The organism is Devosia equisanguinis (assembly GCF_900631955.1).
Classification (GTDB): Bacteria; Pseudomonadota; Alphaproteobacteria; order Rhizobiales; family Devosiaceae; genus Devosia; species Devosia equisanguinis.
In genome coordinates this window covers 36,987-57,417 of the sequence record NZ_UZWD01000023.1, presented here as the reverse complement: position 1 = coordinate 57,417, position 20,431 = coordinate 36,987, and the positions used below count along the sequence as shown (strand labels likewise).

At 62.7% G+C, this 20,431-nt stretch carries 22 protein-coding genes; 14 read left to right on the top strand and 8 right to left on the bottom strand.

Annotated features, from left to right (window positions below; genetic code table 11):
- Window positions 1-44 precede the first annotated feature (44 nt).
- A complete protein-coding gene (locus DEVEQU_RS07995) occupies window positions 45-728 on the top strand; it encodes a response regulator (protein WP_126150060.1) in 684 nt (227 codons plus the stop codon).
- Window positions 721-1,788: an ATP-binding protein gene (locus DEVEQU_RS07990; protein ID WP_164550319.1), complete on the top strand. Its 1,068-nt coding sequence runs from the start codon at window positions 721-723 to the stop codon at window positions 1,786-1,788. The genes DEVEQU_RS07995 and DEVEQU_RS07990 overlap by 8 nt, the downstream gene beginning before the upstream one ends.
- On the opposite strand, the gene DEVEQU_RS07985 is transcribed toward DEVEQU_RS07990, so the two are convergent.
- On the bottom strand, window positions 1,785-2,993 hold the full coding sequence (locus tag DEVEQU_RS07985; protein WP_223214149.1) for a benzoate/H(+) symporter BenE family transporter: 1,209 nt from the start codon (window positions 2,991-2,993) through the stop codon (window positions 1,785-1,787). The two genes, DEVEQU_RS07990 and DEVEQU_RS07985, sit on opposite strands and share 4 nt — an antisense overlap.
- Before the next feature lie 99 nt (window positions 2,994-3,092).
- On the opposite strand from DEVEQU_RS07985, the gene pdxR reads away from it, so the two are divergent.
- Window positions 3,093-4,574, top strand: coding sequence for a MocR-like pyridoxine biosynthesis transcription factor PdxR (pdxR, locus tag DEVEQU_RS07980; RefSeq protein WP_126150057.1), 1,482 nt, complete (start codon window positions 3,093-3,095; stop codon window positions 4,572-4,574).
- Here the strand turns inward: pdxR and holA are convergent.
- Window positions 4,571-5,593, bottom strand: a complete 1,023-nt coding sequence (gene holA, locus DEVEQU_RS07975) for a DNA polymerase III subunit delta (RefSeq protein ID WP_126150056.1) — start codon at window positions 5,591-5,593, stop codon at window positions 4,571-4,573. The two genes, pdxR and holA, sit on opposite strands and share 4 nt — an antisense overlap.
- A 3-nt stretch (window positions 5,594-5,596) precedes the next feature.
- Window positions 5,597-8,200, bottom strand: coding sequence for a leucine--tRNA ligase (leuS, locus tag DEVEQU_RS07970; protein WP_126150055.1), 2,604 nt, complete (start codon window positions 8,198-8,200; stop codon window positions 5,597-5,599).
- Between the two features lie 131 nt (window positions 8,201-8,331).
- On the opposite strand from leuS, the gene DEVEQU_RS07965 reads away from it, so the two are divergent.
- The 3 genes from DEVEQU_RS07965 to DEVEQU_RS07955 all read left to right on the top strand — a co-directional run bounded on the left by DEVEQU_RS07965 (window position 8,332) and on the right by DEVEQU_RS07955 (window position 10,499).
- Complete coding sequence (locus DEVEQU_RS07965) at window positions 8,332-9,024, top strand: YggS family pyridoxal phosphate-dependent enzyme (RefSeq protein ID WP_126150054.1); 693 nt, start codon at window positions 8,332-8,334, stop codon at window positions 9,022-9,024.
- A 227-nt stretch (window positions 9,025-9,251) separates the two neighbouring features.
- Window positions 9,252-9,935 carry a response regulator transcription factor gene (locus DEVEQU_RS07960; RefSeq protein WP_126150053.1) on the top strand — a complete coding sequence of 228 codons (684 nt, stop codon included), beginning with the start codon at window positions 9,252-9,254 and terminating at the stop codon, window positions 9,933-9,935.
- 111 nt (window positions 9,936-10,046) lie between these two features.
- Window positions 10,047-10,499, top strand: a complete 453-nt coding sequence (locus tag DEVEQU_RS07955) for a Crp/Fnr family transcriptional regulator (RefSeq protein WP_164550318.1) — start codon at window positions 10,047-10,049, stop codon at window positions 10,497-10,499.
- 20 nt (window positions 10,500-10,519) lie between these two features.
- On the opposite strand, the gene DEVEQU_RS07950 is transcribed toward DEVEQU_RS07955, so the two are convergent.
- Complete coding sequence (locus tag DEVEQU_RS07950) at window positions 10,520-11,332, bottom strand: exodeoxyribonuclease III (RefSeq protein ID WP_126150051.1); 813 nt, start codon at window positions 11,330-11,332, stop codon at window positions 10,520-10,522.
- 255 nt (window positions 11,333-11,587) lie between these two features.
- Between DEVEQU_RS07950 and DEVEQU_RS07945 the strand changes: the two genes are divergently transcribed.
- The 3 genes from DEVEQU_RS07945 (at window position 11,588) to DEVEQU_RS07935 (ending at window position 14,871) form a co-directional block, all read left to right on the top strand.
- The gene (locus DEVEQU_RS07945) at window positions 11,588-12,943 is read left to right on the top strand and encodes an oligosaccharide flippase family protein (RefSeq protein ID WP_126150050.1); all 1,356 of its coding nucleotides are present in this window, start codon (window positions 11,588-11,590) and stop codon (window positions 12,941-12,943) included.
- 93 nt (window positions 12,944-13,036) lie between these two features.
- Window positions 13,037-14,443, top strand: coding sequence for a 3-isopropylmalate dehydratase large subunit (leuC, locus tag DEVEQU_RS07940; protein ID WP_126150049.1), 1,407 nt, complete (start codon window positions 13,037-13,039; stop codon window positions 14,441-14,443).
- Entirely contained in the window at window positions 14,434-14,871 is a 438-nt protein-coding gene (locus DEVEQU_RS07935; RefSeq protein WP_126150048.1) for a metallopeptidase family protein, read from the top strand. Before leuC ends, DEVEQU_RS07935 begins: the two co-directional genes overlap by 10 nt.
- A gap of 44 nt (window positions 14,872-14,915) precedes the next feature.
- Here the strand turns inward: DEVEQU_RS07935 and DEVEQU_RS07930 are convergent, their stop codons facing one another.
- Complete coding sequence (locus DEVEQU_RS07930) at window positions 14,916-15,215, bottom strand: hypothetical protein (RefSeq protein WP_126150047.1); 300 nt, start codon at window positions 15,213-15,215, stop codon at window positions 14,916-14,918.
- Between the two features lie 80 nt (window positions 15,216-15,295).
- Between DEVEQU_RS07930 and DEVEQU_RS07925 the strand changes: the two genes are divergently transcribed.
- The 4 genes from DEVEQU_RS07925 (at window position 15,296) to rplS (ending at window position 18,040) form a co-directional block, all read left to right on the top strand.
- Entirely contained in the window at window positions 15,296-15,898 is a 603-nt protein-coding gene (locus DEVEQU_RS07925) for a DUF4893 domain-containing protein (protein WP_126150046.1), read from the top strand.
- A gap of 58 nt (window positions 15,899-15,956) precedes the next feature.
- Window positions 15,957-16,496 (top strand): ribosome maturation factor RimM, encoded by a 540-nt coding sequence (gene rimM / locus DEVEQU_RS07920; protein WP_126150045.1) that lies wholly within the window; start codon window positions 15,957-15,959, stop codon window positions 16,494-16,496.
- Window positions 16,493-17,185, top strand: a complete 693-nt coding sequence (gene trmD, locus DEVEQU_RS07915; protein ID WP_126150044.1) for a tRNA (guanosine(37)-N1)-methyltransferase TrmD — start codon at window positions 16,493-16,495, stop codon at window positions 17,183-17,185. The genes rimM and trmD overlap by 4 nt, the downstream gene beginning before the upstream one ends.
- Window positions 17,186-17,491: 306 nt before the next feature.
- The gene (gene rplS, locus DEVEQU_RS07910; protein ID WP_164550317.1) at window positions 17,492-18,040 is read left to right on the top strand and encodes a 50S ribosomal protein L19; all 549 of its coding nucleotides are present in this window, start codon (window positions 17,492-17,494) and stop codon (window positions 18,038-18,040) included.
- A gap of 160 nt (window positions 18,041-18,200) precedes the next feature.
- Here the strand turns inward: rplS and ppa are convergent, their stop codons facing one another.
- Together ppa and DEVEQU_RS07900 are read right to left on the bottom strand one after the other, a co-directional pair.
- Window positions 18,201-18,731, bottom strand: a complete 531-nt coding sequence (gene ppa / locus DEVEQU_RS07905) for an inorganic diphosphatase (RefSeq protein WP_126150043.1) — start codon at window positions 18,729-18,731, stop codon at window positions 18,201-18,203.
- A 112-nt stretch (window positions 18,732-18,843) separates the two neighbouring features.
- Window positions 18,844-19,293, bottom strand: a complete 450-nt coding sequence (locus DEVEQU_RS07900) for a universal stress protein (protein ID WP_126150042.1) — start codon at window positions 19,291-19,293, stop codon at window positions 18,844-18,846.
- A 77-nt stretch (window positions 19,294-19,370) separates the two neighbouring features.
- Here DEVEQU_RS07900 and DEVEQU_RS07895 point away from each other — a divergent pair, with 77 nt between their 5' ends.
- Window positions 19,371-19,958 carry a hypothetical protein gene (locus tag DEVEQU_RS07895; RefSeq protein WP_126150041.1) on the top strand — a complete coding sequence of 196 codons (588 nt, stop codon included), beginning with the start codon at window positions 19,371-19,373 and terminating at the stop codon, window positions 19,956-19,958.
- On the opposite strand, the gene DEVEQU_RS07890 is transcribed toward DEVEQU_RS07895, so the two are convergent.
- A complete protein-coding gene (locus DEVEQU_RS07890; RefSeq protein WP_126150040.1) occupies window positions 19,952-20,407 on the bottom strand; it encodes a tellurite resistance TerB family protein in 456 nt (151 codons plus the stop codon). The two genes, DEVEQU_RS07895 and DEVEQU_RS07890, sit on opposite strands and share 7 nt — an antisense overlap.
- Window positions 20,408-20,431 lie beyond the last annotated feature (24 nt).

The window sequence follows — 20,431 nt, the reverse complement described above, 5'->3', positions numbered from 1 at the left end:
TTCGCAGACGAATGCCCGCCAATGATGGGGAAGGCCCCAATATCATGAACAACCAGCTCATCCTGATCATCGAGGACGATGTCGAAATCGTCCGCATCCTGCAGGCCTATTTCGAGCGCGATGGCTACCGCACTGTCACCGCGACCGATCCGCATATCGGCCTCGCCCACCACCAGCGCCTCAAACCCGATTTGGTGGTGCTGGACGTCAAGATGCCGAAGATGGACGGCTTTGAAACCCTTGCGGCCCTGCGCAGCACCGACGATACGCCGGTGCTCATGGTGACGGCTCTGGCCGAGGATCTGGACAAGTTGCAGGCCCTGCGGCTGGGCGCGGACGATTATGTGGTCAAGCCTTTCAATCCGCTCGAAGTGGTGGCGCGAGCTCGCGCCATTCTGCGGCGCACCGCCGGGGGGCGCTCCAGCGCGGTATTGCGGCTGGGTTCGCTCAGTATCGACAGCGACGCCATGACGGCACATGTGGGTCCGATCAGCCTGACGCTGACGCGCACGGAATACCGGCTGCTCGAGCATATGGCCCGTTCACCAAACCGGGTCTTCGAACGCAGCGAGTTGATCGACGCCTGCCTGCCGGAAGGCGAGGCAATGAACCGTACGGTCGACAGCCATATGAGCAATCTGCGCCGCAAGCTGGGCACGGCGGGAATGCCCGACCTGATCACCGGTGTCCGAGGTGTCGGCTATCGCCTGGATGCGGCGCATGGCTAAGCCCGTCAGCACTGCATTGCAGATCGGTCTTGTCGCCGTCGCCCTGGCAACCGCCGTGGCGCTGGTCGCCTATTTCAGCTTTCCTGCCTATTTCGAAATGGCGCAGATGCTGTTCCCGCAAGCCTCGGAAACCGATGCCCTCTGGTCCTGGCTCGATTGGGGCTACCTGCTGCTGACGCTGCTGATCGCCCTGCCACTTGGTGCAATCGGCGGTGCCTGGCTGTCACGGCGCATCGTCGTTCCCCTGCTGGAAGTCGCGCGTGCCATCCGCGCCGTTGCTGCTGGTGATCTCACCGCCCGCGCCAATCCGAGCATCCAGGGATTTGGCGAATCGGCTCGGCTCGTGGCCGACTTCAATGCGATGGCCGAGCGGCTCGAACGCGCCGAGGCGGAGCTTCGGTTTTCAAATTCGGCGGCCGCTCACGAATTGCGCACGCCGCTGACCATCCTCAAGGGTCGGCTGCAAGGGGTGGCTGACGGGGTGTTTGCACTCGACGATGATCTGATCGACCTGCTGATCGCTCAGGTCGATGGTATGACGCGCATTGTTGAGGATTTGCGCACATTGGGGCTGTTCAATGCCGGCTCGCTGGAGCTTTCGGTCACCAATGTCGATCTGGCACTGATTGCCCGTGACGTTACCGATCTTTCGGCAGAGGCGCTGCAGGCCAGGAGCATGACGCTGAGCCTTGATCTGCGGTCCAGCCCGGTGCTGGCGGATGCGGCCAGATTCCGCCAGGTCCTGCTTGCGCTGATAGACAATGCCATGCGCTACGCGCCGGGAACGCGTCTCACCATCGCCACGGGGCTCGAGCATGTTACCGCAGTTTTAACCATTACCGATAGCGGGCCGGGCCTCACCGATGCAGCGCTGCGTCAGGGCTTCGAACCGTTTTGGCGCGACGAGGAGTCGAGGGCGCGTGACAAGGGTGGGAGCGGACTGGGCCTGTCGGTCGTTCGGGCAATCGTGCATGCCCATGACGGCCAGGTCCGCCTCCATAATGCCCCTGGCGGCGGGGCCTCTGTCACCATCACGCTGCCCGCGCGCATCCCCGACTAGGTGGATTTGAGCCTGGGCAGTTTGCCGTTGAGGATAGTGTGTGCGATCAGCCCGATGATCAGGCCCCAGAAGGCGCCGCCGATACCGAAGAGGGTAATATTGGCGGCGGAGGCGAGAAAGGTGATGAGCGCAGCCTCGCGTGACGCCGGATCGGCGACCGCATTGGCAAGGTTGTTGCCGATGGTGCCGAGCAGCGCCAGCCCGGCAAGGGTGGTGATGAAACTGGCGGGAAATGCCATGAACACGGCAGCCAGGGTCACCCCGAACACGCCGACGAGGCAATAAAAGCAACCTGCAGCAATACCAGCGATCCAGCGTTTGGAAGGGTCTTCATGCGCCGCGCGACCGGTGGCGATCGCGGCGGTGATGGCGGCGATGTTGAAGGCGTGCGAGCCGAAGGGTGCCATGAGCAGCGAGCCCAGCCCGGTCACGGTGACGATGGGATCGGCGCTGGTCTTGAAGCCATCATTGCGCAGCACCAGCATGCCCGGCATGTATTGGCCGGTGAGCGTGATCAGAAACAGCGGCAGGGCGATGCTCAGCGTCGCATTGAGGCTGAAGGCGGGCAGGGTGAAGACTGGCATGGCCAGTTGCAATTGCAGGCTGGAAAGGTCGACGCGCCCCTGGGCCAGCAGGAAAGCGAGCCCGATCACCAGGATGCCGACCACTGCATAGCGCGCCGAAAATCGCTTCAGCACCAGGTAGGAGACGATGAGCAGCGTCACCAGTACAGGATCAAGGCTGGCGCCGGCAAAGGCGCCGATGCCGAATTGCAGCAGGATGCCGGCGAGCAATCCCGAGGCGATGCCGGGCGGGATGAGGCGGATAATCCGATCGAAATAGCTGGACAGCCCCAAGACCACAAAGGCGGCGGCCGAGAGCATGTAGGCGCCCACGGCCTCGGCATAGCTGGTGGTGGGGAGCGCAGTGACCAGAAATGCCGCTGCCGGGGTCGACCAGGCGGTGATGATCGGCTCGCGATAGCGCCAGCTGAGATAAAGCCCGGTGAGGCCGACGCCGATCGATACCGACCACACCCAGGACGCGGTGAGCGCGGGGCTGAGGCCGGCAACCCGCGCCGCCTGAAACACCAGAATGAAGGTGCCGCCGTAATTGACGATCACCGAGATGAGCCCCGCGACTACGGGGTGGAGCAGGTCATGGGGGCGGATACGGGTCGGCGTGGCGGCGTGGGCGGTGGTCAAGGCAGGCTCCGGAACAAGGAGGTTGGCGAAGAGGGCTTGACCTCTAGCCTGATATTGGCCTGATAAGCCCCGCCACTTTCGCGTTGAAAGCCAGACCATTTGTTCAAGCATTCCCAACTTGCCTCGGTGCAGGCGGCGCTGCTTCATCCTGACCATGCGGGATTGCCGCTTTATGCGCGCATTCAGCAGGCGATAAGGCAATTGGTGCTGGATGGAGCGCTTGGGGCAGGCAAGCCCTTGCCGGCATCGCGCGCCCTGGCCCGGTCGTTGGGCGTGTCGCGCGACACCGTCGAGGCGGCCTATGCCCAGCTTCATGCAGAAGGCTTTATCGAGCGGCGCGTGGGCAGCGGCAGTTCGGTTGCCGCCATTGAGGATTTTTCCCGGGCGCGGCGGATCGGGCCAGTCGGCGGCACCGGACCGGCCCGGCTCAGCCGACGCGGTTCGGCGCTGTTCGAGAGTGGCGGGGTGCGGGAGACCCCGGTGCCCATGCCCTTTGCCCATGGCGTGCCTGACACCAGGCGCTTTCCGCTGGTGCTGTGGGAACGGTTGGAGCGGCAGGTTCTTAAGGATAGCGGCAGTCGGGCGCTGCTGCACGGCGATCCCCAGGGAGCTGAGGTGCTGCGGCGGGCCATAGCCGACTACATCAATCTCGAGCGTGGCGCCCGCGCCGCGCCCGAGCAGGTGCTGGTGCTCACCTCTTCGCAACAGGCGATGATGCTCTGTGCACTGCTGCTGTTCGATCCGGGCGAGCGTCTCTTCATCGAGGACCCGGCCTATTACGGGGCCCGCAAGGCGTTTGCGGCGGCCGGGGTCGAGACGGTGCCGATAGCGGTGGACAGCCAGGGTATCGTCGTGGAGCCCATCCTCGCCGATCCCCAGGCAGCGCGTGCGGTTTTTCTCACGCCTTCGCATCAGTTCCCGACAGGGGCCACCCTCACGCTGGAGCGGCGGCTGGCCCTGATCGACTGGGCCGCACAGCACCAGGCCTGGATCATCGAGGACGACTATGACAGCGAATTTCACTATGAGGGCCGGCCGACCGCCTGCATGCAGGGTCTCGATCGGCATGAGCGCACGCTCTATATCGGCACCTTCACCAAGTCGCTCTTTCCCGGCCTGCGCATCGGCTATGTGGTCTTGCCGTCGGCGCTGGTGCAGCCGATGACCAATGCCCGCAGCCTCATGGACGGCCACACCGCCGTAATCGCGCAATTGACGCTGGCGCGCTTCATGGAGGGTGGGCATTTCGGTGCCCATGTGCGGACCATGCGCGGCATCTATGCGCAGCGGCGCGACGTACTGGTGACTTTGGTCCGGCAGCATCTGGGTGCCTGGGTGGAGCCGCAGGTTCCCGCGGGCGGTTTGCAGCTGGCCTGTATGCTGAAGGCTGGCCTCAGCGAGGATATGGTGGTCGCAGCGGCGCGCCAGGCGGGTGTCGCGCTTCTCGGGCTTTCCGCGCTGCATGCAGGCGGGCCAGGCGGGGCCGGTTTCATGATGGGCTTTGCCGCCTATACGCCGCTGGAACTCGAGACAGCGGTGCTCACCCTTGCCAGAGCCTTTGCGGCAATGTCCCCGCGCTAGTGCGTGGCGGCCAGCATGCAGAGCGCCAAGGCGGTGCGGCGGAGCAGGGTTTCGGCCAGATGCGGGCGGCGGCGCGAATCGGCAGTGGCCTGCAACAGCCGTTCCCCAGCGGTCGCCAGGCTCGTATCGGTCCAGAGGCGCAATTGCTGCTCGAGCGCGCCGCTGCGCGAAAAATGCGGCTTGGGCTTCAACCCGTCGAGCACGGCACGGGGAGCCTTGCCGGCATCGACCTCGGTGCGCCAGCGGCGCAGATTGGCAAAGTGGTTGGAGAGCATGACCAGCAATTGCTGGGAGTTGATATTGGCGGCGATGGCGCGATTGAGCGCCAGTTCCAGTTTTTCGGCATGGCCGCCCCCGGTTGCGTCGAGAATGGCGTCGATGGCTAGCGCGCCATTGTCGGCGCAGAGCAACAGCACGTCCTCACGGGCGAGCGCTTTGCTCTTCGCGGCATAGAGGGTGAGTTTTTCGAGTTCGCGGCGGGTGATTTCGCGGTCATTGCCGAGGATTTCGCGCAATGTGGGCACCACGTCTGTGTCGATGCGGATGCCGGCCTGGTTGAAGGTCTCGCGCATCAGCGCCGTCAACGTTTCGTCGCTGTCGGGATAGCATGGCAGGGCGCGGCCGAGCTTGGCGGCCTCGACCAGGGCCCGCAGCGCATCGCGCGGCGGCAGATTGTCGGCTTCGAGCACGATGGCAGTGCCACTGGGATCGTCGCGCAGCTGGGTCAGCGGCATGACCAGCGCCTTGGTGGCATTGCGCACGCGGATGATGCGCTTGCCGCCGAACAGCGACACCGAGCGCGCTTCCAGCACCAAGAGGGACGGGTCGGCAGCCAGTTCCGGTCCGTCGAAAATGGTGACATTGGCCGAAGCCGGATCGTCGCCGCTCAGGTGCCGAATCAGCCGCTGAGCGGTTTCGCGCACCAGGCCGCCATCAGGCCCATAGGCGAGGAAAATCCCCTCGCCGAGATCGGGGCGCGCCAGAAAGCGCGCCACCTCATGAGCCTTGAGTGCGGTCATGCCCTAGACCACGATGTTGACGATGCGGTCCTGCACCACAACGATCTTTTTGGGCGTCTTGCCCTCAAGCGCCTTCTGAACGGCCTCGAGGGCAAGCACCAGGGCTTCCACCTCCGCGGCTGCCATGCCCTTGGCGACGGCGATCTCAGCGCGGCGCTTGCCGTTGATCTGGACGGGCAGGGTGACCTCGTCGTCGACCAGCATTGCCGGATCGACTTCGGGCCAGGCGGCGTCGGCGACAAGCCCGGACTTGCCCAGAATCTCCCAGCAGCTTTCCGCCAGATGCGGCATCATCGGGCTGATGAGCTGCACCAGGCGCTCGACGCCTTCACGCAAGGCGGCCTGGGCGGCCGGGCCGGTGGCGGTGTCGCGACCCTTGGCGAGGGCGTTGGTCAGCTCATAAATCTGCGCCACGGCGCGGTTGAAGCGCAGGCCCTCGATATCCTGGGCCACGCCGGCCACGGCACGATGGGTGCTGCGACGCAGGGCCAGGGCCGACTTGTCGTCATCCCCATTTGCCGCAGCCGCAGGCAGGTCGGCGAGGTCGTTGACCAGCCGCCAGACGCGCTGCTGGAAACGGCCGGCGCCTTCGACGCCCGATTCGGTCCATTGCACGTCGCGTTCCGGCGGCGAGTCCGAAAGCATGAACCAGCGCGCGGTATCGGCGCCATAGGTGCCGACGATTTCGTCGGGATCGACGACGTTCTTCTTGGACTTGCTCATCTTTTCGACCGAGCCGATGCTGATCGGCGCGCCGGTTTCGGCATGGCGGGCTGTGCGCTGGTCGCCATTGGCTTCGATGACGATCTCGGTGGGCGGGACCCAGGCGCCTTCGGTGCTCTTATAGGTTTCGTGCGTCACCATGCCCTGGGTGAAGAGACCCTTGAACGGTTCGTCGAGCCCGACATGGCCGGTGGCCTTCATCGCCCGGGTGAAGAAGCGCGAATAGAGCAGGTGCAGGATCGCGTGCTCGACGCCGCCGATATATTGGTCCACCGGCAGCCAGCGATTGGCGATGGCCGGAACGGTCGGGGTCGCGGCATCGGGGGCGGTGAAGCGGGCGAAATACCAGGAGGAGTCGACAAAAGTATCCATGGTGTCGGTTTCGCGCCTTGCGGGGCCGCCGCATTGAGGACAATCGACATGCTTCCAGGTCGGGTGATGGTCAAGCGCATTGCCCGGCTTGTCGAAGCTCACATCCTCGGGCAACACCACCGGCAGGTCCTTCTTGGGCACTGGCAGGGTGCCGCAGACCTCGCAATGGATGACCGGGATCGGGCAGCCCCAATAGCGCTGGCGGGAAATGCCCCAGTCGCGCAGGCGGTAATTGACTTCCACCTTGCCCTGCACCTGGCCATCGACCTGGCGCGCGCCAAAGTACTCGGCGATGCGGGTCTTGGCGGCGTCGATGGAGAGGCCATCGAGGAAACCGGAATTGAAAATGTTGCCAACGTCAACATAGGCTTCATCGCCGATGGTGAAGCTTATTGGATCGGCGTCCGGCGGCAGCACCACCGGCTTGACTGGCAGGCCGTATTTGCGGGCAAAGTCGAGATCGCGCTGGTCATGAGCCGGACAGCCGAACACGGCGCCGGTACCATAATCCATCAGCACGAAATTGGCGACGTAGACGGGCAGGGTGGCGCCCTCGATCACCGGGTGTTTCACGTGAATCCCGGTAAAGACGCCCTTCTTCTCGGCCTTCTCCAGCGTTTCGGTGGCCGTGCCCTGGCGACGGAATTCGGCGACGAATTCGGCCAGTTCGGCATTGTGGGCCGCCAGCGCCGCAGTCAGCTTGTGGTCGGGGGAGAGGGCAAGGAAGGAGGCACCAAAAATGGTGTCGGGACGGGTGGTGAACACCTCGACCGAATTGGCATTGGTCTTGTTGTTGGGCTCGATCTCGAACAGCAGGCGCAGGCCCTCGGATTTGCCGATCCAGTTGCGCTGCATGATGCGCACCTTTTCGGGCCATTCGGTCAGGGTATCGAGCGCCTCGAGCAGATCCTCGGCGAAATCGGAGATCTTGAAGAACCACTGGGTCAGCTCGCGCTGCTCCACCACCGCGCCAGAGCGCCAGCCCTTGCCGTCGATAACCTGCTCATTGGCCAAGACGGTCATGTCGACCGGATCCCAATTGACCTTGGAACTCTTGCGGGTGACCAGTCCGGCTGCCAGCATGTCGAGGAACAGGGCCTGTTGATGCTGGTAATAGTCGGGCGAGCAGGTGGCGATTTCGCGCGTCCAGTCGATGGACAGGCCCATCGATTTCAGCTGCTTCTTCATCGCCTCGATATTGGAATAGGTCCAGGTGCCCGGATGGGTCTTGCGCTCGATGGCGGCATTTTCGGCCGGCAGGCCGAAGGCGTCCCAGCCCATGGGATGCAACACATTGCGGCCGCGGGCGCGATAATAACGGGCGACCACATCGCCCATGGCGTAGTTGCGCACATGGCCCATATGGATGCGGCCAGAGGGGTAGGGAAACATCTCGAGGACGTAGTAGGGCTCGCGCGGATCGTCATTGGCGGTGACGAAGGTCTTGGCGTCGTCCCAGACCTTCTGCCATTTCGGTTCGCTTTCGCGCGGATTGTAGCGTTCGCCGCTCACTTGTCTCGTCCTTGCAAGATTGACGCAGGGCCAGCGCGCAAAAGGCGGCGCGGCTTGCGTTTATTGGGGATTTTGGCTACCGGACCATCATCAGAAAACCCCTATCAGGTCAACAGAAACGGGGCCGCGTTATGGCAGAGACTGCTGCTGGCGCCTCCCAGGCGCTCGACTACATCAAAGGCCGCATCGAAAAGGCACGGCGCCGCTTCGGCCCGCCGCCCGAATCGGTCGAACTGGTGGCCGTGTCCAAGACCTTTCCTGCCGATCAGGTGCGGCCGTTTCTTGTGGCCGGACAATTGGTCTTCGGCGAGAACAGGGTGCAGGAGGCCAAGGAAAAGTGGCCGGGGCTGCGGGCGGAGTTCCCCGGTCTTAGCCTGCACCTCATCGGCCCGCTGCAGACCAACAAGGTGCGCGAGGCGGTGGCGCTGTTCGATGTGATCGAAACGGTGGATCGTGACAAGCTCGCCAAGGCGCTGGGTGAGGAAATGGCGCGCACCGGCCGGCGGCTACCCTGTTTCGTCCAGGTGAATATCGGCGGCGAGGAACAGAAGGCCGGCATTGCCGTCAGCGAGACCGCGGATTTCGTGGGACGCTGTCGCAGTGACTACGGTCTGAATGTCGTGGGGCTGATGTGCATTCCGCCCGATGGACAGCCGCCCGGTCCCTATTTTGCCCATCTCGTGCAACTGGCCAGGGATTGCGCTGTCGAAAAACTCTCCATGGGCATGAGCGGGGATTTCGAAACGGCCATTGCCATGGGGGCCACCCATGTGCGCGTCGGTTCGGCGCTTTTCGGCCGCCGCTTCACGCCTGAGCCAGCGTAAAGCCCTCCGCCTTACTGTAGTAAATCACTGGTTGCCGAAGTCACGGCGCCTGGTCTTTGGATCGATCACGCCTTGACGCATTTGCAGCGTTCGGAAAGCAGCAAATGCAACTATTCCGGTTCTTGCCGCGTTGCTGGCAGTTGTAACACCGTTGTGATTGGCTGGCCAAAAACAGGTCGCAATGATGTGACCTTGGTCGGCGCTGACCGAAGAGACCGGAGACCTCAATGAACAAGCGACGCATCCTAGTCGTGGACGACGACGCGGATCTGCGCCAGACCCTGGTGGAGCAGCTTCAGGGCGAGCCTTCCTTTGACATCCTGCAGGCGGGCACCGCCAATGATGCGCTCAAGGTCTTGCGCGACACCAATATCGAGCTGACCATCCTCGATGTCGGCCTGCCTGATATGGATGGCCGCGAAGCGGTGAAGCTGATGCGTCAGGAGGGCTATAAGAGCCCGGTGCTGATGCTGACCGGTCACGACACCGAAGCCGACGAGATCAAGGGTCTCGAGGCTGGGGCCAATGATTACCTGACCAAACCGTTCCGTTATCCGGTCCTGCTCGCCCGCATCAATGCGGCGCTCCGCCAGCATGATCAGAGCGAGGATGCGGTCTTCACCATCGGTCAGTATCATTTCCAGCCCGCCGCCAAGGTGCTCGAGACCAATGACGGCATCAAGGTGCGCCTGACCGACAAGGAAACCTCGATCCTCAAGTTCCTCTATCGCCAGGGACCCAAGACCATCACGCGCGACGTGCTGCTCAAGGAAGTCTGGGGCTATAACAATCGGGTCACCACCCATACGCTGGAAACCCACATCTATCGGCTGCGCCAAAAGATCGAGCGCGACCCTTCCAATGCGCGCCTGCTCGTGACCGAGGATGGCGGCTATCGGCTTGTCCCCTGATTGGGTGGACAAGGGAGTTCAATCCCGTCGCGAACTCCCCTATAGGTTAACCAGATCTTCCGCCTGCCATCCTGGCAGGCGGTCTTGCATCCGGGTCTGGGGCACATGAGAATGGATGACGCGGCCGGGGTCTTGTCCCAGGCCGATTTCTTCGACATCTGCGACGACGAGCAGCGGCGCATGCTGGGTTTTGCCGGCGACCGCCAGCATTTCGACGCCGATGACGTCATCTATCGCGCCGGCGACGTGCCGCAGGGCGCCTATGTGCTGATGGATGGCACGGTCAAGGCGCGTCATGAAGGCGCCGAGGCGGGAAAACCCTATGCGCTGAGCGAACCGGGCAGCGTCATCTCGCCCACCGCGCTCATCCTCGACAAGCCGCGTCCGGTCACCTTTACGGCCGTGACCGATTGCGAATTGCTGTTCGTGCCACGCAGCGCCTTTCTCAAGCTGCTGCGCCAATATCCGGACCTGGCGCAGCGGGCCGCCCAGCGCATCGAGCAGGATCTGGGCCGCTACATGCACGCCCTCGAGCCGCTCCGGCGCAAGATGAAGGGCGCCTGAGAGGCGCCTGCTCCCCGTCGCTAAGGCTTCACGAAACGAGCGATCACTGGCACATGGTCGGACGGCTTATCGGTCCAGCCGCGGGCCGGCTTGATGATTTCGGCGCCGATCGAGCGCTCCGCCACGTCGGCAGTGGACCAGATATGGTCGAGACGGCGGCCCTTATTGGCCAGCTCCCAATTGGCGCTGCGATAGCTCCACCAGGAATAAAGCTTCTGGTCGTAGGGAATGTGCTTGCGCACCAGATCCACCCAGCCGTGCCCGCCCGAGAGCAGGGCATCGAGACGCTCGGTTTCCTGGGGCGTGTGGCTGACGATCTTGAGCAACTGCTTGTGGCTCCAGACGTCGTTCTCATGCGGGGCGATGTTGAAGTCGCCGGCGATGAGATGGCCGCGCTGGAAAACCGGCTCGGAGAACCAGGTCTTGAGTTCGTCAAGGAAGCCCAGCTTGTGCTTGAACTTGGGGTTGATTTCCGGATCGGGCTCGTCGCCACCGGCGGGAATATAGAAATTGTGCAGCGTGAACGGCCCGTGCCCCAGATCGACCAGCGCCGATATATGGCGCGATTCCGGGATGTCGAAGAAAACCCGGCTCGAAATGTCGATCAGCGGGAATTTCGAAACAATGGCGACGCCGTGATAGCCCTTCTGCCCATGCACGGCCATATGCGGATAGCCGGCCTCGATGAAGGCGTTGCGCGGAAACTGGTCATTGGTGCACTTGATCTCCTGCAGCATCAGCACGTCGGGCTGATATTGCGCGAGAAAATCCAGCACCATCGGCAGGCGCAGGCGAACCGAATTGATGTTCCAGGTGACGATGGACTGGGTCATGGCGGTTCCGGGTGAGTCGCGACGATGGGCGGCGTTGTTATCGCCAAGGCGAGCCCGGGGGTAAAGCCGGAAATGGCGTGCTGGTGACTGCTGCTGACGCCGACTGGCAGCATGGGTCACCGCTGGCGTCGACAAAACATATCGTCGCTGACGGTTTTGTCATCGCAAAGGGCCGCACGGTAAGGGGTTCTTGAGAGACGCCATGCCAGATTGAGGCTCCCGCGCAAGCGTCTGCGCGGCTTTTGAGGCTTATCGATGCGGCTCACCATACCGAGCGACCTGCGGGCATTGCTCCACACAGGCCTGTGGCGGTCGGTGGGGTCACTGGGCATCAAGGTGGCCACGGCCGGCCTCACCTATCTCACTTATGTGGTGCTCTCGCGCACGCAAACGGTCAGCGAATATGGTCATTTCGCCTTCGGCCTGGCGCTGGCGACTGTGCTCGCCATCCTGGCCGGGGCCGGTCAGCCGACCGCCATATTGCGGCTCTGGGCACAATATCGGGGGCAGGGCGATGAGCAGAAGGCCAGGGATGCCGTCGCCGCCGGCTCGGCCATTACCATTGGGGCAAGCCTAGTCGTCGCTGTGGTGCTGTGCATTCTCACCGTCATCAGCCTGCCATTCCTGCCGGCGCGCATGACGGTCAACCATTTCTATGCCGCTGCGATCATCCTCTTGCCGCTGGCGCTGGCCGAATACAATTCCTCGGTGCTGCGTGCGCAGGGGTCGTTGTGGACGGCTTTGTTGCCGCGCGACATTCTCTGGCGCCTGGCGCTGCCCGGCGCTGTGCTTGTTCTTTTCTACGTTGGCATTGTACTGAGCGGGCCTGACGCCCTGGCCCTGTCGGCAGCGCTGCTGCTCGGCGCGCTGGTGCTGCAGATGGCTGCGGCGCGGCGCCAGAATTACGCCATCATGCCGGCGATTGCCCCGGTGCGCCGCCATTGGCGCGAATGGGGCGGGCTCAGCCGCTGGCTTTTGCTGGGCGCGCTCATCGAAACCGCAACGCTCAATGCCGATGTGATCCTGGTGGGGCTGATGCTCGACCTCGAAAGCTCGGGGCTCTACTTCAACGCCTTCCGCACCGCCGGATTGATGACACTGTTTACATTCGCCATCGAGCTGGTCATCGCGCCGATGGTGGCCGAGCATTATCATGCCGGTTCAATGCGCAAGGCCCAGGCCATCACCGCACTGTGCTCCTGGGCGGGCTTTCTGTTTTCATTGGTCATCTTTGCGGGATTCGTGTTGTTCGGCGGGCCGATCCTGTCGATGTTCGGGCCTGATTATGCCGGTGGCGCGCTGGTGCTGGTGCTGTTGGCCACGGGTCTGTTGTTCGACGCCGCCACTGGTCCTTCCAAGATCGTCATGATGATGACCGGCCATGAGCGGGCTTATGTCGCCATTTTCGGCGCCATTATGGGGCTGGGTTTTCTGGTGCAAATCCTCGTTATCCCGATCTGGGGCGTCGTCGGTGCAGCGGCGGTCAATATGGGCGGGCGCATCCTCGCCCAGATCGCCATTGCCCTGTGGTGCCGCTACCGCATCGGGCTCGACACCAGCCTGCTGGGTATTTTCGCCCTGTCGCGGCTCAATGCCAGCCGACAGGCGTGAACCGTACCCAAGAGTACGGTTGTGCTTGACCGTTTTTCGGCTTGGGCTTAGAACCACTCCAAACTTTCATTCATGCCCCCTCGGAAGATCGACATGACCAAGGCCCGCACGCTCTATGACAAGATCTGGGACGACCATCTGGTCCAGAACAACGAGGACGGCACCAGCCTGATCTATATCGACCGGCACCTGGTGCACGAAGTCACCAGCCCGCAGGCCTTCGAGGGCCTGCGCCTTAATGGCCGCAAGGTGCGCCATCCCGAGCGCACGCTCGCCGTGGTCGACCACAATGTGCCCACCACCGATCGTTCCCTGCCCAATCCCGATCCGGAAAGCGCCATCCAGATCGAGACCCTGGCCGAGAATACGCGCGATTTCGGCATCGAATATTACGACCCCTTCGACAAGCGTCAGGGCATCGTGCACATTGTCGGCCCTGAACAAGGCTTTACCCTGCCGGGCATGACCATCGTCTGCGGCGACAGCCACACCTCGACCCATGGCGCGTTCGGCGCCCTGGCCCACGGCATCGGCACTTCGGAAGTGGAACACGTTCTGGCCACCCAGACGCTGATCCAGCAGAAGGCCAAGAACATGCTCGTGCGTGTGGATGGCCAGCTGCCCCCTGGCGTTACTGCCAAGGATATCATTCTCGCCATCATCGGCGAAATCGGCACGGCCGGCGGCAATGGCCACGTCATCGAGTTCGCCGGCGAGGCCATTCGCTCGCTGTCGATGGAAGGCCGCATGACGGTCTGCAACATGACCATCGAAGGCGGCGCGCGCGCCGGCTTGATTGCGCCCGACGAAAAGACCTTCGCCTATGTTAGGGATCGTCCGCGCGCGCCCAAGGGCGAAGCCTTCGACATGGCCGTCGACTACTGGAAGACGCTGTTCACCGACGAAGGCGCCCATTACGACAAGGTGGTGGTGCTCGACGCTGCCAAGCTGCCGCCCATCGTGTCCTGGGGCTCTTCGCCCGAGGACGTGATTTCGGTGCAGGGTGTTGTGCCCAATCCGGACGAAATCCAGGACGAGAACAAGCGCAGCTCCAAGTGGCGTGCCCTCGACTATATGGGGCTCAAGCCCGGCACCCCGATCACCGACATCAAGCTCGACAAGGTGTTCATCGGCTCCTGCACCAATGGCCGCATTGAAGATCTGCGCGCCGCTGCCGCCGTGATCGGCGACCGCAAGGTGGCATCGCACGTGTCGGCCATGGTCGTGCCCGGTTCCGGTCTCGTCAAGGAACAGGCCGAAGCCGAGGGTCTCGACGTGGTGTTCAAGACTGCCGGTTTCGAATGGCGCGAGCCCGGTTGCTCGATGTGCCTGGCCATGAACCCGGACAAGCTGAAGCCCGAGGAGCGTTGTGCCTCGACGTCCAACCGCAATTTCGAGGGACGCCAGGGCTTTAAGGGCCGCACGCACCTCGTTTCCCCCGCCATGGCCGCCGCAGCCGCCATTGCCGGCCACTTCGTCGATATTCGCGAGTGGCGCTAAAGGGTTTGGATTGGTCGGGGTTTCATGCCCCGACCCTCGATGACATCGAGGCTCTGGCCAGCGCGGCGCTTGCGGCCCTGCCAGAGCCTTTCAAGTCACTGAGTGCCGAAGTCACCTGCTCGGTGGCCGAATTTGCCGAGGACGATATCATCGCCCATTTCGGCATGGAGAGCCCGTTCGAATTGATGGGGCTGTTTACCGGCATCGGCATGACCCATGACGGCGCCGTGCCGCATACCGGTCAGTTTCCCAATACGGTGTTTCTCTATCGGCGGGCCATCCTCGACCATTGGGCCGAGCATGACGAGGATACGCTGGGCGACATCGTCACCCATGTTCTCATCCACGAACTCGGGCACCATTTCGGCTATTCCGATGAGGATATGGAAGCCATCGAGGCCCAGGCGGATCTGGAAGACGAGGGCTGACGGCTAGTTGTAGCGGTCGCTCCCTCGCCCGATCGCGTTTAGCGCTAGTCCCGTTCGACGAAATTATATTCGGCCTCATTGCCGCCGGACGGATCGTCCGAGACCATCAGCGCCAGCTTGCCGGCTTCAAGCGCGGCGAACCATTCTTCCCAGCTCACCAGTTGGAAACCGCCGACCCGGTCGGGGCCTTCATTGGCATCGGCATTGAGAATGTCCTGGCCGAAGGAGAGTTGCAGCACCGTGCGGCTCTTGCTGCCGTCAGGAACATCCATCAGCACGGGATTGCCGCCGCGGGCGATCACCCATTGGCGGATGGCTTCGCGATCGGTGAGTATCTGGGACATCATGAACCTCCAGGTCGAGTGTCCTTGAGAAAGCACCATGGGCGTGCAAGGTTCCTTGATCTGGAACAAGGGGCTCCGCCATGTCCAATTGTCTGAAATCAGGCGCCGCATTGCTGCTGGCGGCAGTGCTGGCCCTGCAACCCCTTTCGGCACTGGCTTGCACCGTGCCGGATGGGGTGACGCTTTCCGAAAATGATCAGGAGCGGATGGTGGATTTCTTCCGCTCGCGCAGCCAGGGCCTGGCCGAAACGCTGATCGCACCGTCCTATAACGAGCGGGTCGATGTGCATGCGCTGTTTGCCCAGGGCGACGGCTATATCGACGCCATTGCCGATGGCGACTATCTCTGCCGCACCGTCAAGCTCGGCGGCGCCATTTCGCCGCTGGTGGTCTATCCCTATTTCGATTGCCGGATTTCCAAGGGCGGCACCCGTATCGACAAAATTACCGTATCGCAGCGCTTTTCCGGCAGGCTGCAATCGGCGGAAACAGCGGTGTTCTATTGGGGCGCGCTGTATTACGGGGATGAACAGCCCATTGCCTATGGCGCCGATGCCGATCGCGACCAGGTGGGCTGCATCTATCGCGTGCCCGACAAGACTGCGAAGCGTTATCGGCTGGAGCTGCCTTATCCGCGCTACGAATCCACGCATGACGTCATTGAACTGGTGCGCAAGGATTGACCCATTTGCGTGCGCGCGCCGGCCTGATATGAGCCAGATGGAAACGCGAAGGCAGGTCATGGCAGACAATTCCAACCGCATTCTTCTGGGCACGATCGGCGCTGCCCACGGTATCAAGGGCGAGGTACGCATCACCTCCCATACCCAGGATCCCGAGGCGATCGCCTCCTATGGTCCGCTCCACACCGATCGGGCCGGGCTCACCATCACCATTGAAACCGCTCGCCTCAACAAGACGGTGCTCATTGCCCGTCTCAAGGGGGTGCGCGACCGCAATGCGGCCGAACTGCTCAATGGTGTCGGGCTCTATATCGATCGCGACCGCCTGCCCGAGCATGAGGACGAGGACGATTTCTACCATGCCGACCTGATCGGGCTCGACGCACGGCTGGAGGAAACCGGGGTCAGCATCGGGGAAGTGGTGGCGCTGCCGAATTTTGGGGCCGGCGATCTCATTGAAGTGCGCGATCCGCGCTCGGGCGACACGTTCCTGTTCCCCTTCACCAAGGCGGTCGTCCCGACCATTCGCATCGCCGATGGCTATCTCACCATTGCGCCGCCGCTCGATGCCGATCCCGGCGAGGAAGAGCCCGATTGAGTTTTTCCGCCGAGATCATCACCCTGTTCCCCGAACTGTTTCCGGGGCCCTTGGGCGCTTCTGTGCTGGGCCGTGGCCTCAATGAGGGTCTGTGGTCGCTGCGCGCCACCCAATTGCGCGACTTTGCCGGGGACCGCCACCGCACTGTCGACGACACGCCCTCGGGCGGTGGCGCCGGAATGGTGCTGAAACCTGATATTCTGGCCAGGGCCATCGATACCGTTGCGCCCGTTGGTGATCTACGCCCGCGCATCCTGATGTCGCCGCGCGGCAAGCCGCTGACCCAGGCCCGCGCGCATGAGCTGGCCGTGGGTCCCGGTGCCGTCATCATTTGCGGCCGCTTCGAGGGCGTAGACCAGCGCGTCATCGATAACCGCCAGTTGGAGGAAATCTCCATTGGCGACTATGTGCTGGCCGGGGGAGAAGTGGCGGCCATGGTGCTGCTGGAGGCTGTGGTGCGGCTCATTCCCGGCGTGCTCGGTGCGCTCGACAGCCGCGACGAGGAGAGCTTTGAAAATGGCCTGCTCGAATATCCGCACTATACGCGGCCGCAGAGCTTTGAAGGGCAGGACATTCCGGCGGTATTGACCTCGGGAGACCATGGCAAGATCGCCAAGTGGCGGCACGAGCAGTCCCTGGCGCTGACCAAGGCGAGGCGGCCGGACCTGCTGAACCGAAGCGGGCGCTGACGCTTTGCTTGCGTCGTCATTGCCCGGCTTGACCGGGCAATCCATTTGCTCACTTGCCAAGGCCGAAGGTTGGCCACCGGGTCAAGACGGGTGGTGACGACACAATGGTCGGGCGGGGAAGCCCAAAAGCCCTAGACTCTGGGGCAGAAATCCCCTATGAGCCGCCCATCTCGTGTACCGGGCGTTTCGGAGCCGGTGCGCGACAAGACCAAGAAGACTGCCTTCCGTTACCAACCAAGACCGGGCGACGGGGTTTGAGAAAACCTCAAAAAAGTCGCTCCTATGAAAAGATCGAACGGATCGAAAATGAACATCATCGAACAGCTCAATGCCGAGCACGTTGCCGAGCTCGTCGCCAAGCGCGAACTTCCCGAATTTACCCATGGCGATACCGTCAAGGTCTGGGTCAAGATCCGCGAAGGCGACAAGGAACGTCTGCAGGCCTATGAAGGCGTCGTGATTGCCCGCTCCGGCGCCGGCATCATGGAAAGCTTCACCGTCCGCAAGATTTCTTATGGTGAAGGCGTGGAACGCGTGTTCCCCATTCACTCCCCCAACATCGCTTCGGTCGAAGTGATCAAGCGCGGTAAGGTGCGTCGCGCCAAGCTCTACTACCTGCGCGACCGTCGCGGTAAGTCGGCTCGTATTTTCGAATCGACCAATTCGCGCACCAAGAAGATCGAAGCCTCCGAGCGTGAAGCCGCACAGGCTGCCAAGGATGCCCGCGAAGCTGAAAAGATCGCTGCAGCCGAGGCCTTTGCCGCCGAGCAGGCCGCCAAGGACGCGGAAGCCGCAGCAGCAGCTGCCGCCGCTGCCGAAGCCGCCCCGGCCGAAGGCGACGCCAAGAGCGAATAAGCTCTGCGCGCCTCTATTCGAAAAGCCCGGCCATCGTGCCGGGCTTTTTGTTTGCCCTGATTCACGTGAAGCATTTTGCCGCTGCTCACATGTGCGGCGCATGGAAAAGGGGGCGAAACCTTGCGGTTCCGCCCCCTTTTCAGCAATGGCTTGAAGCCTCTTAGCCCTTCTGGGCCATTTCGATGGATTTGAGGATCACGGCGCGGGCATCGGCAAGATTGCCGATCCGGTCGATCTTGGCCCACTTGCCGGGCTCGAGATCCTTGTAATGGGTGAAGAAGTGCTTGACGCGCTCGAGCTGGATTTCGGGCAGGTCGGTGACGTCCTGGATGTTGTCATACATGCGCGTCAGCTTGCTGACGGGCACGGCGATAATTTTCTCGTCCTGGCCACCATCGTCTTCCATGAACAAGACGCCGACCGGGCGCGAGCGCACCACGGCACCGGGCACCAGCGGGCGGGAATTCATCACGATAACGTCGAGCGGATCGCCGTCGCCGCACAATGTGTGCGGGACGAAGCCGTAATTGCCGGGATAGCGCATCGGCGTATAGAGGAAACGGTCGACGAACAGGGCGCCGCTATCCTTGTCGATCTCGTACTTGATCGGCTCGCCCCCCAGGGGGACCTCGATGATGACATTGAGGTCGTCGGGTGGGTTCTTGCCGGTGGGGATGGCGTCGATATTCATGTGTCTTGCTGCCGTAGGAGGAGGACGGAAATTCGCGGCTGGTTCTGCCCGAATTTCCGCCCCCAAGGCAAGCCGCAAATCCGCCGCACCGTTCGCGCGCGGCGCGATGGGGCTATTTGACCACCAGAACCGGCACGTCGGCGCGGGCGAGCACTTCGGCGGCCTGGCTGCCCAGAATCAACCGTCCCAGACCCCGCCGACCATGCGATCCCATGATGATGGTGTCGACATTGCGTGCCCTGGCGGTGTCGATGATGCCATCGGCCGGGCGCTGGTGCGGTACGTGCACGGTTTCGGCCGGGATACCGTGTTCGCCGGCCAGCGCCTTGGCTCCATCGAGCAGCTTTTTGGCTTCGGCTGTATAGGTCTCATCCAGTCGGGCAATGATGGGGGCGGCGTCGATGGCGCCGAACCCACCGGCACCGATGCTGGTGCCCACCGGATCGGTGGTGGTCAGGATAATGAGGCTCGAGCCGTGCAGCTTGGCGAGCTCGATGGCGGCATCAAGCGCCTTGGCCGCCAGTTCGGATCCGTCGGTGGCAATCAGCAGGGTCTTGAACATGGGTCCTCTCCTTGTTTTTTGCACAATAACCGGATCAAGTCGGTGACGAGTTGATCTGGATCATCGGGAGACATCCTATGGCAGCAGGCGAATTTGTCGATATTCGCGCGGTTCTGGGCGGCATTGCTCTTGTCGCCGGGGCCTTGTGCATGGGCACGCCGGCGCTTGGGCAATCAGGCTTTACCAGCGCCTATACCGATCTCGACCTCGATCAGTGTCTTGTGCTCGAGGCCGACGATTTCGGCGCCAGTTGGGCCTGCCCGGGCTATAAGGGCTTTCCGTTGCGGGTGCAGGAAGGGGATCTGCGCTTTTCGCTGAATTATGGCTTTGATCCCGATGCCAATAGCGTGGGATTCCAGACTCTGCCGCCGTTCAACCATCTGGGCAACAAGCTCGAATGGCGGCTGTCCAATGCCTCGGGGCGCTGGATGCCCATAGCCACCATCGTGCGCTATTTCACCGCCGATGTGGAAACCGGCGAGGACAAGGGGCAGGTGCTGGTGGTCAGCCAGATCGCCGAGGGCAATTCCTGCCACATCGCTTATGTGGATGCGCTGGCCAACAAGAACGCCAATGACCTGGCGCGTCAGGCCGCCGACAAGGCCGGCAGCTTTGATTGCGACAATGAAGAACCCGAAGTGATCGGGGACTTTACCGCTTATTGATCGCTGGTTTCTGCCGCCGCCTTGCCGCGCATCTGGTTGCGCAGCACGATGCGGTCGCGGCTGGAGACGCCGATCAGCTCGGCCACCCGCCAGACCATATTGTCCTCGAGCTCGTGGTTCTTGCTGTCGGCAAAGACCACGCTCCACATCATGCGGATGATCTCGACCCGGTCCTGCATCTCCAGCTGGGTCAACCCGCTGGTGAACTTATAGAAATCCACCGCTTCGGCGTCGCGGGCCGCGGCTTCCTTGATCAGCTGGTCGACGTTGGTCTCATCGAGATCATTGTGATCCATCAGCGCGCCACGGATGGCCTTGCGCTCCTCTTCCTTCATGCTGCCATCGACGCCGGCCAGATGCACCAGCAGGGCCGCCACGGCCAGGCGCGGATCGCTGGGGTCGAGCTGGGCTTCGGCCTTTCCGAATAGGCGCGTCAGGGCCTCGAACATAGGCGGGTCTCCATAGAAATCGGC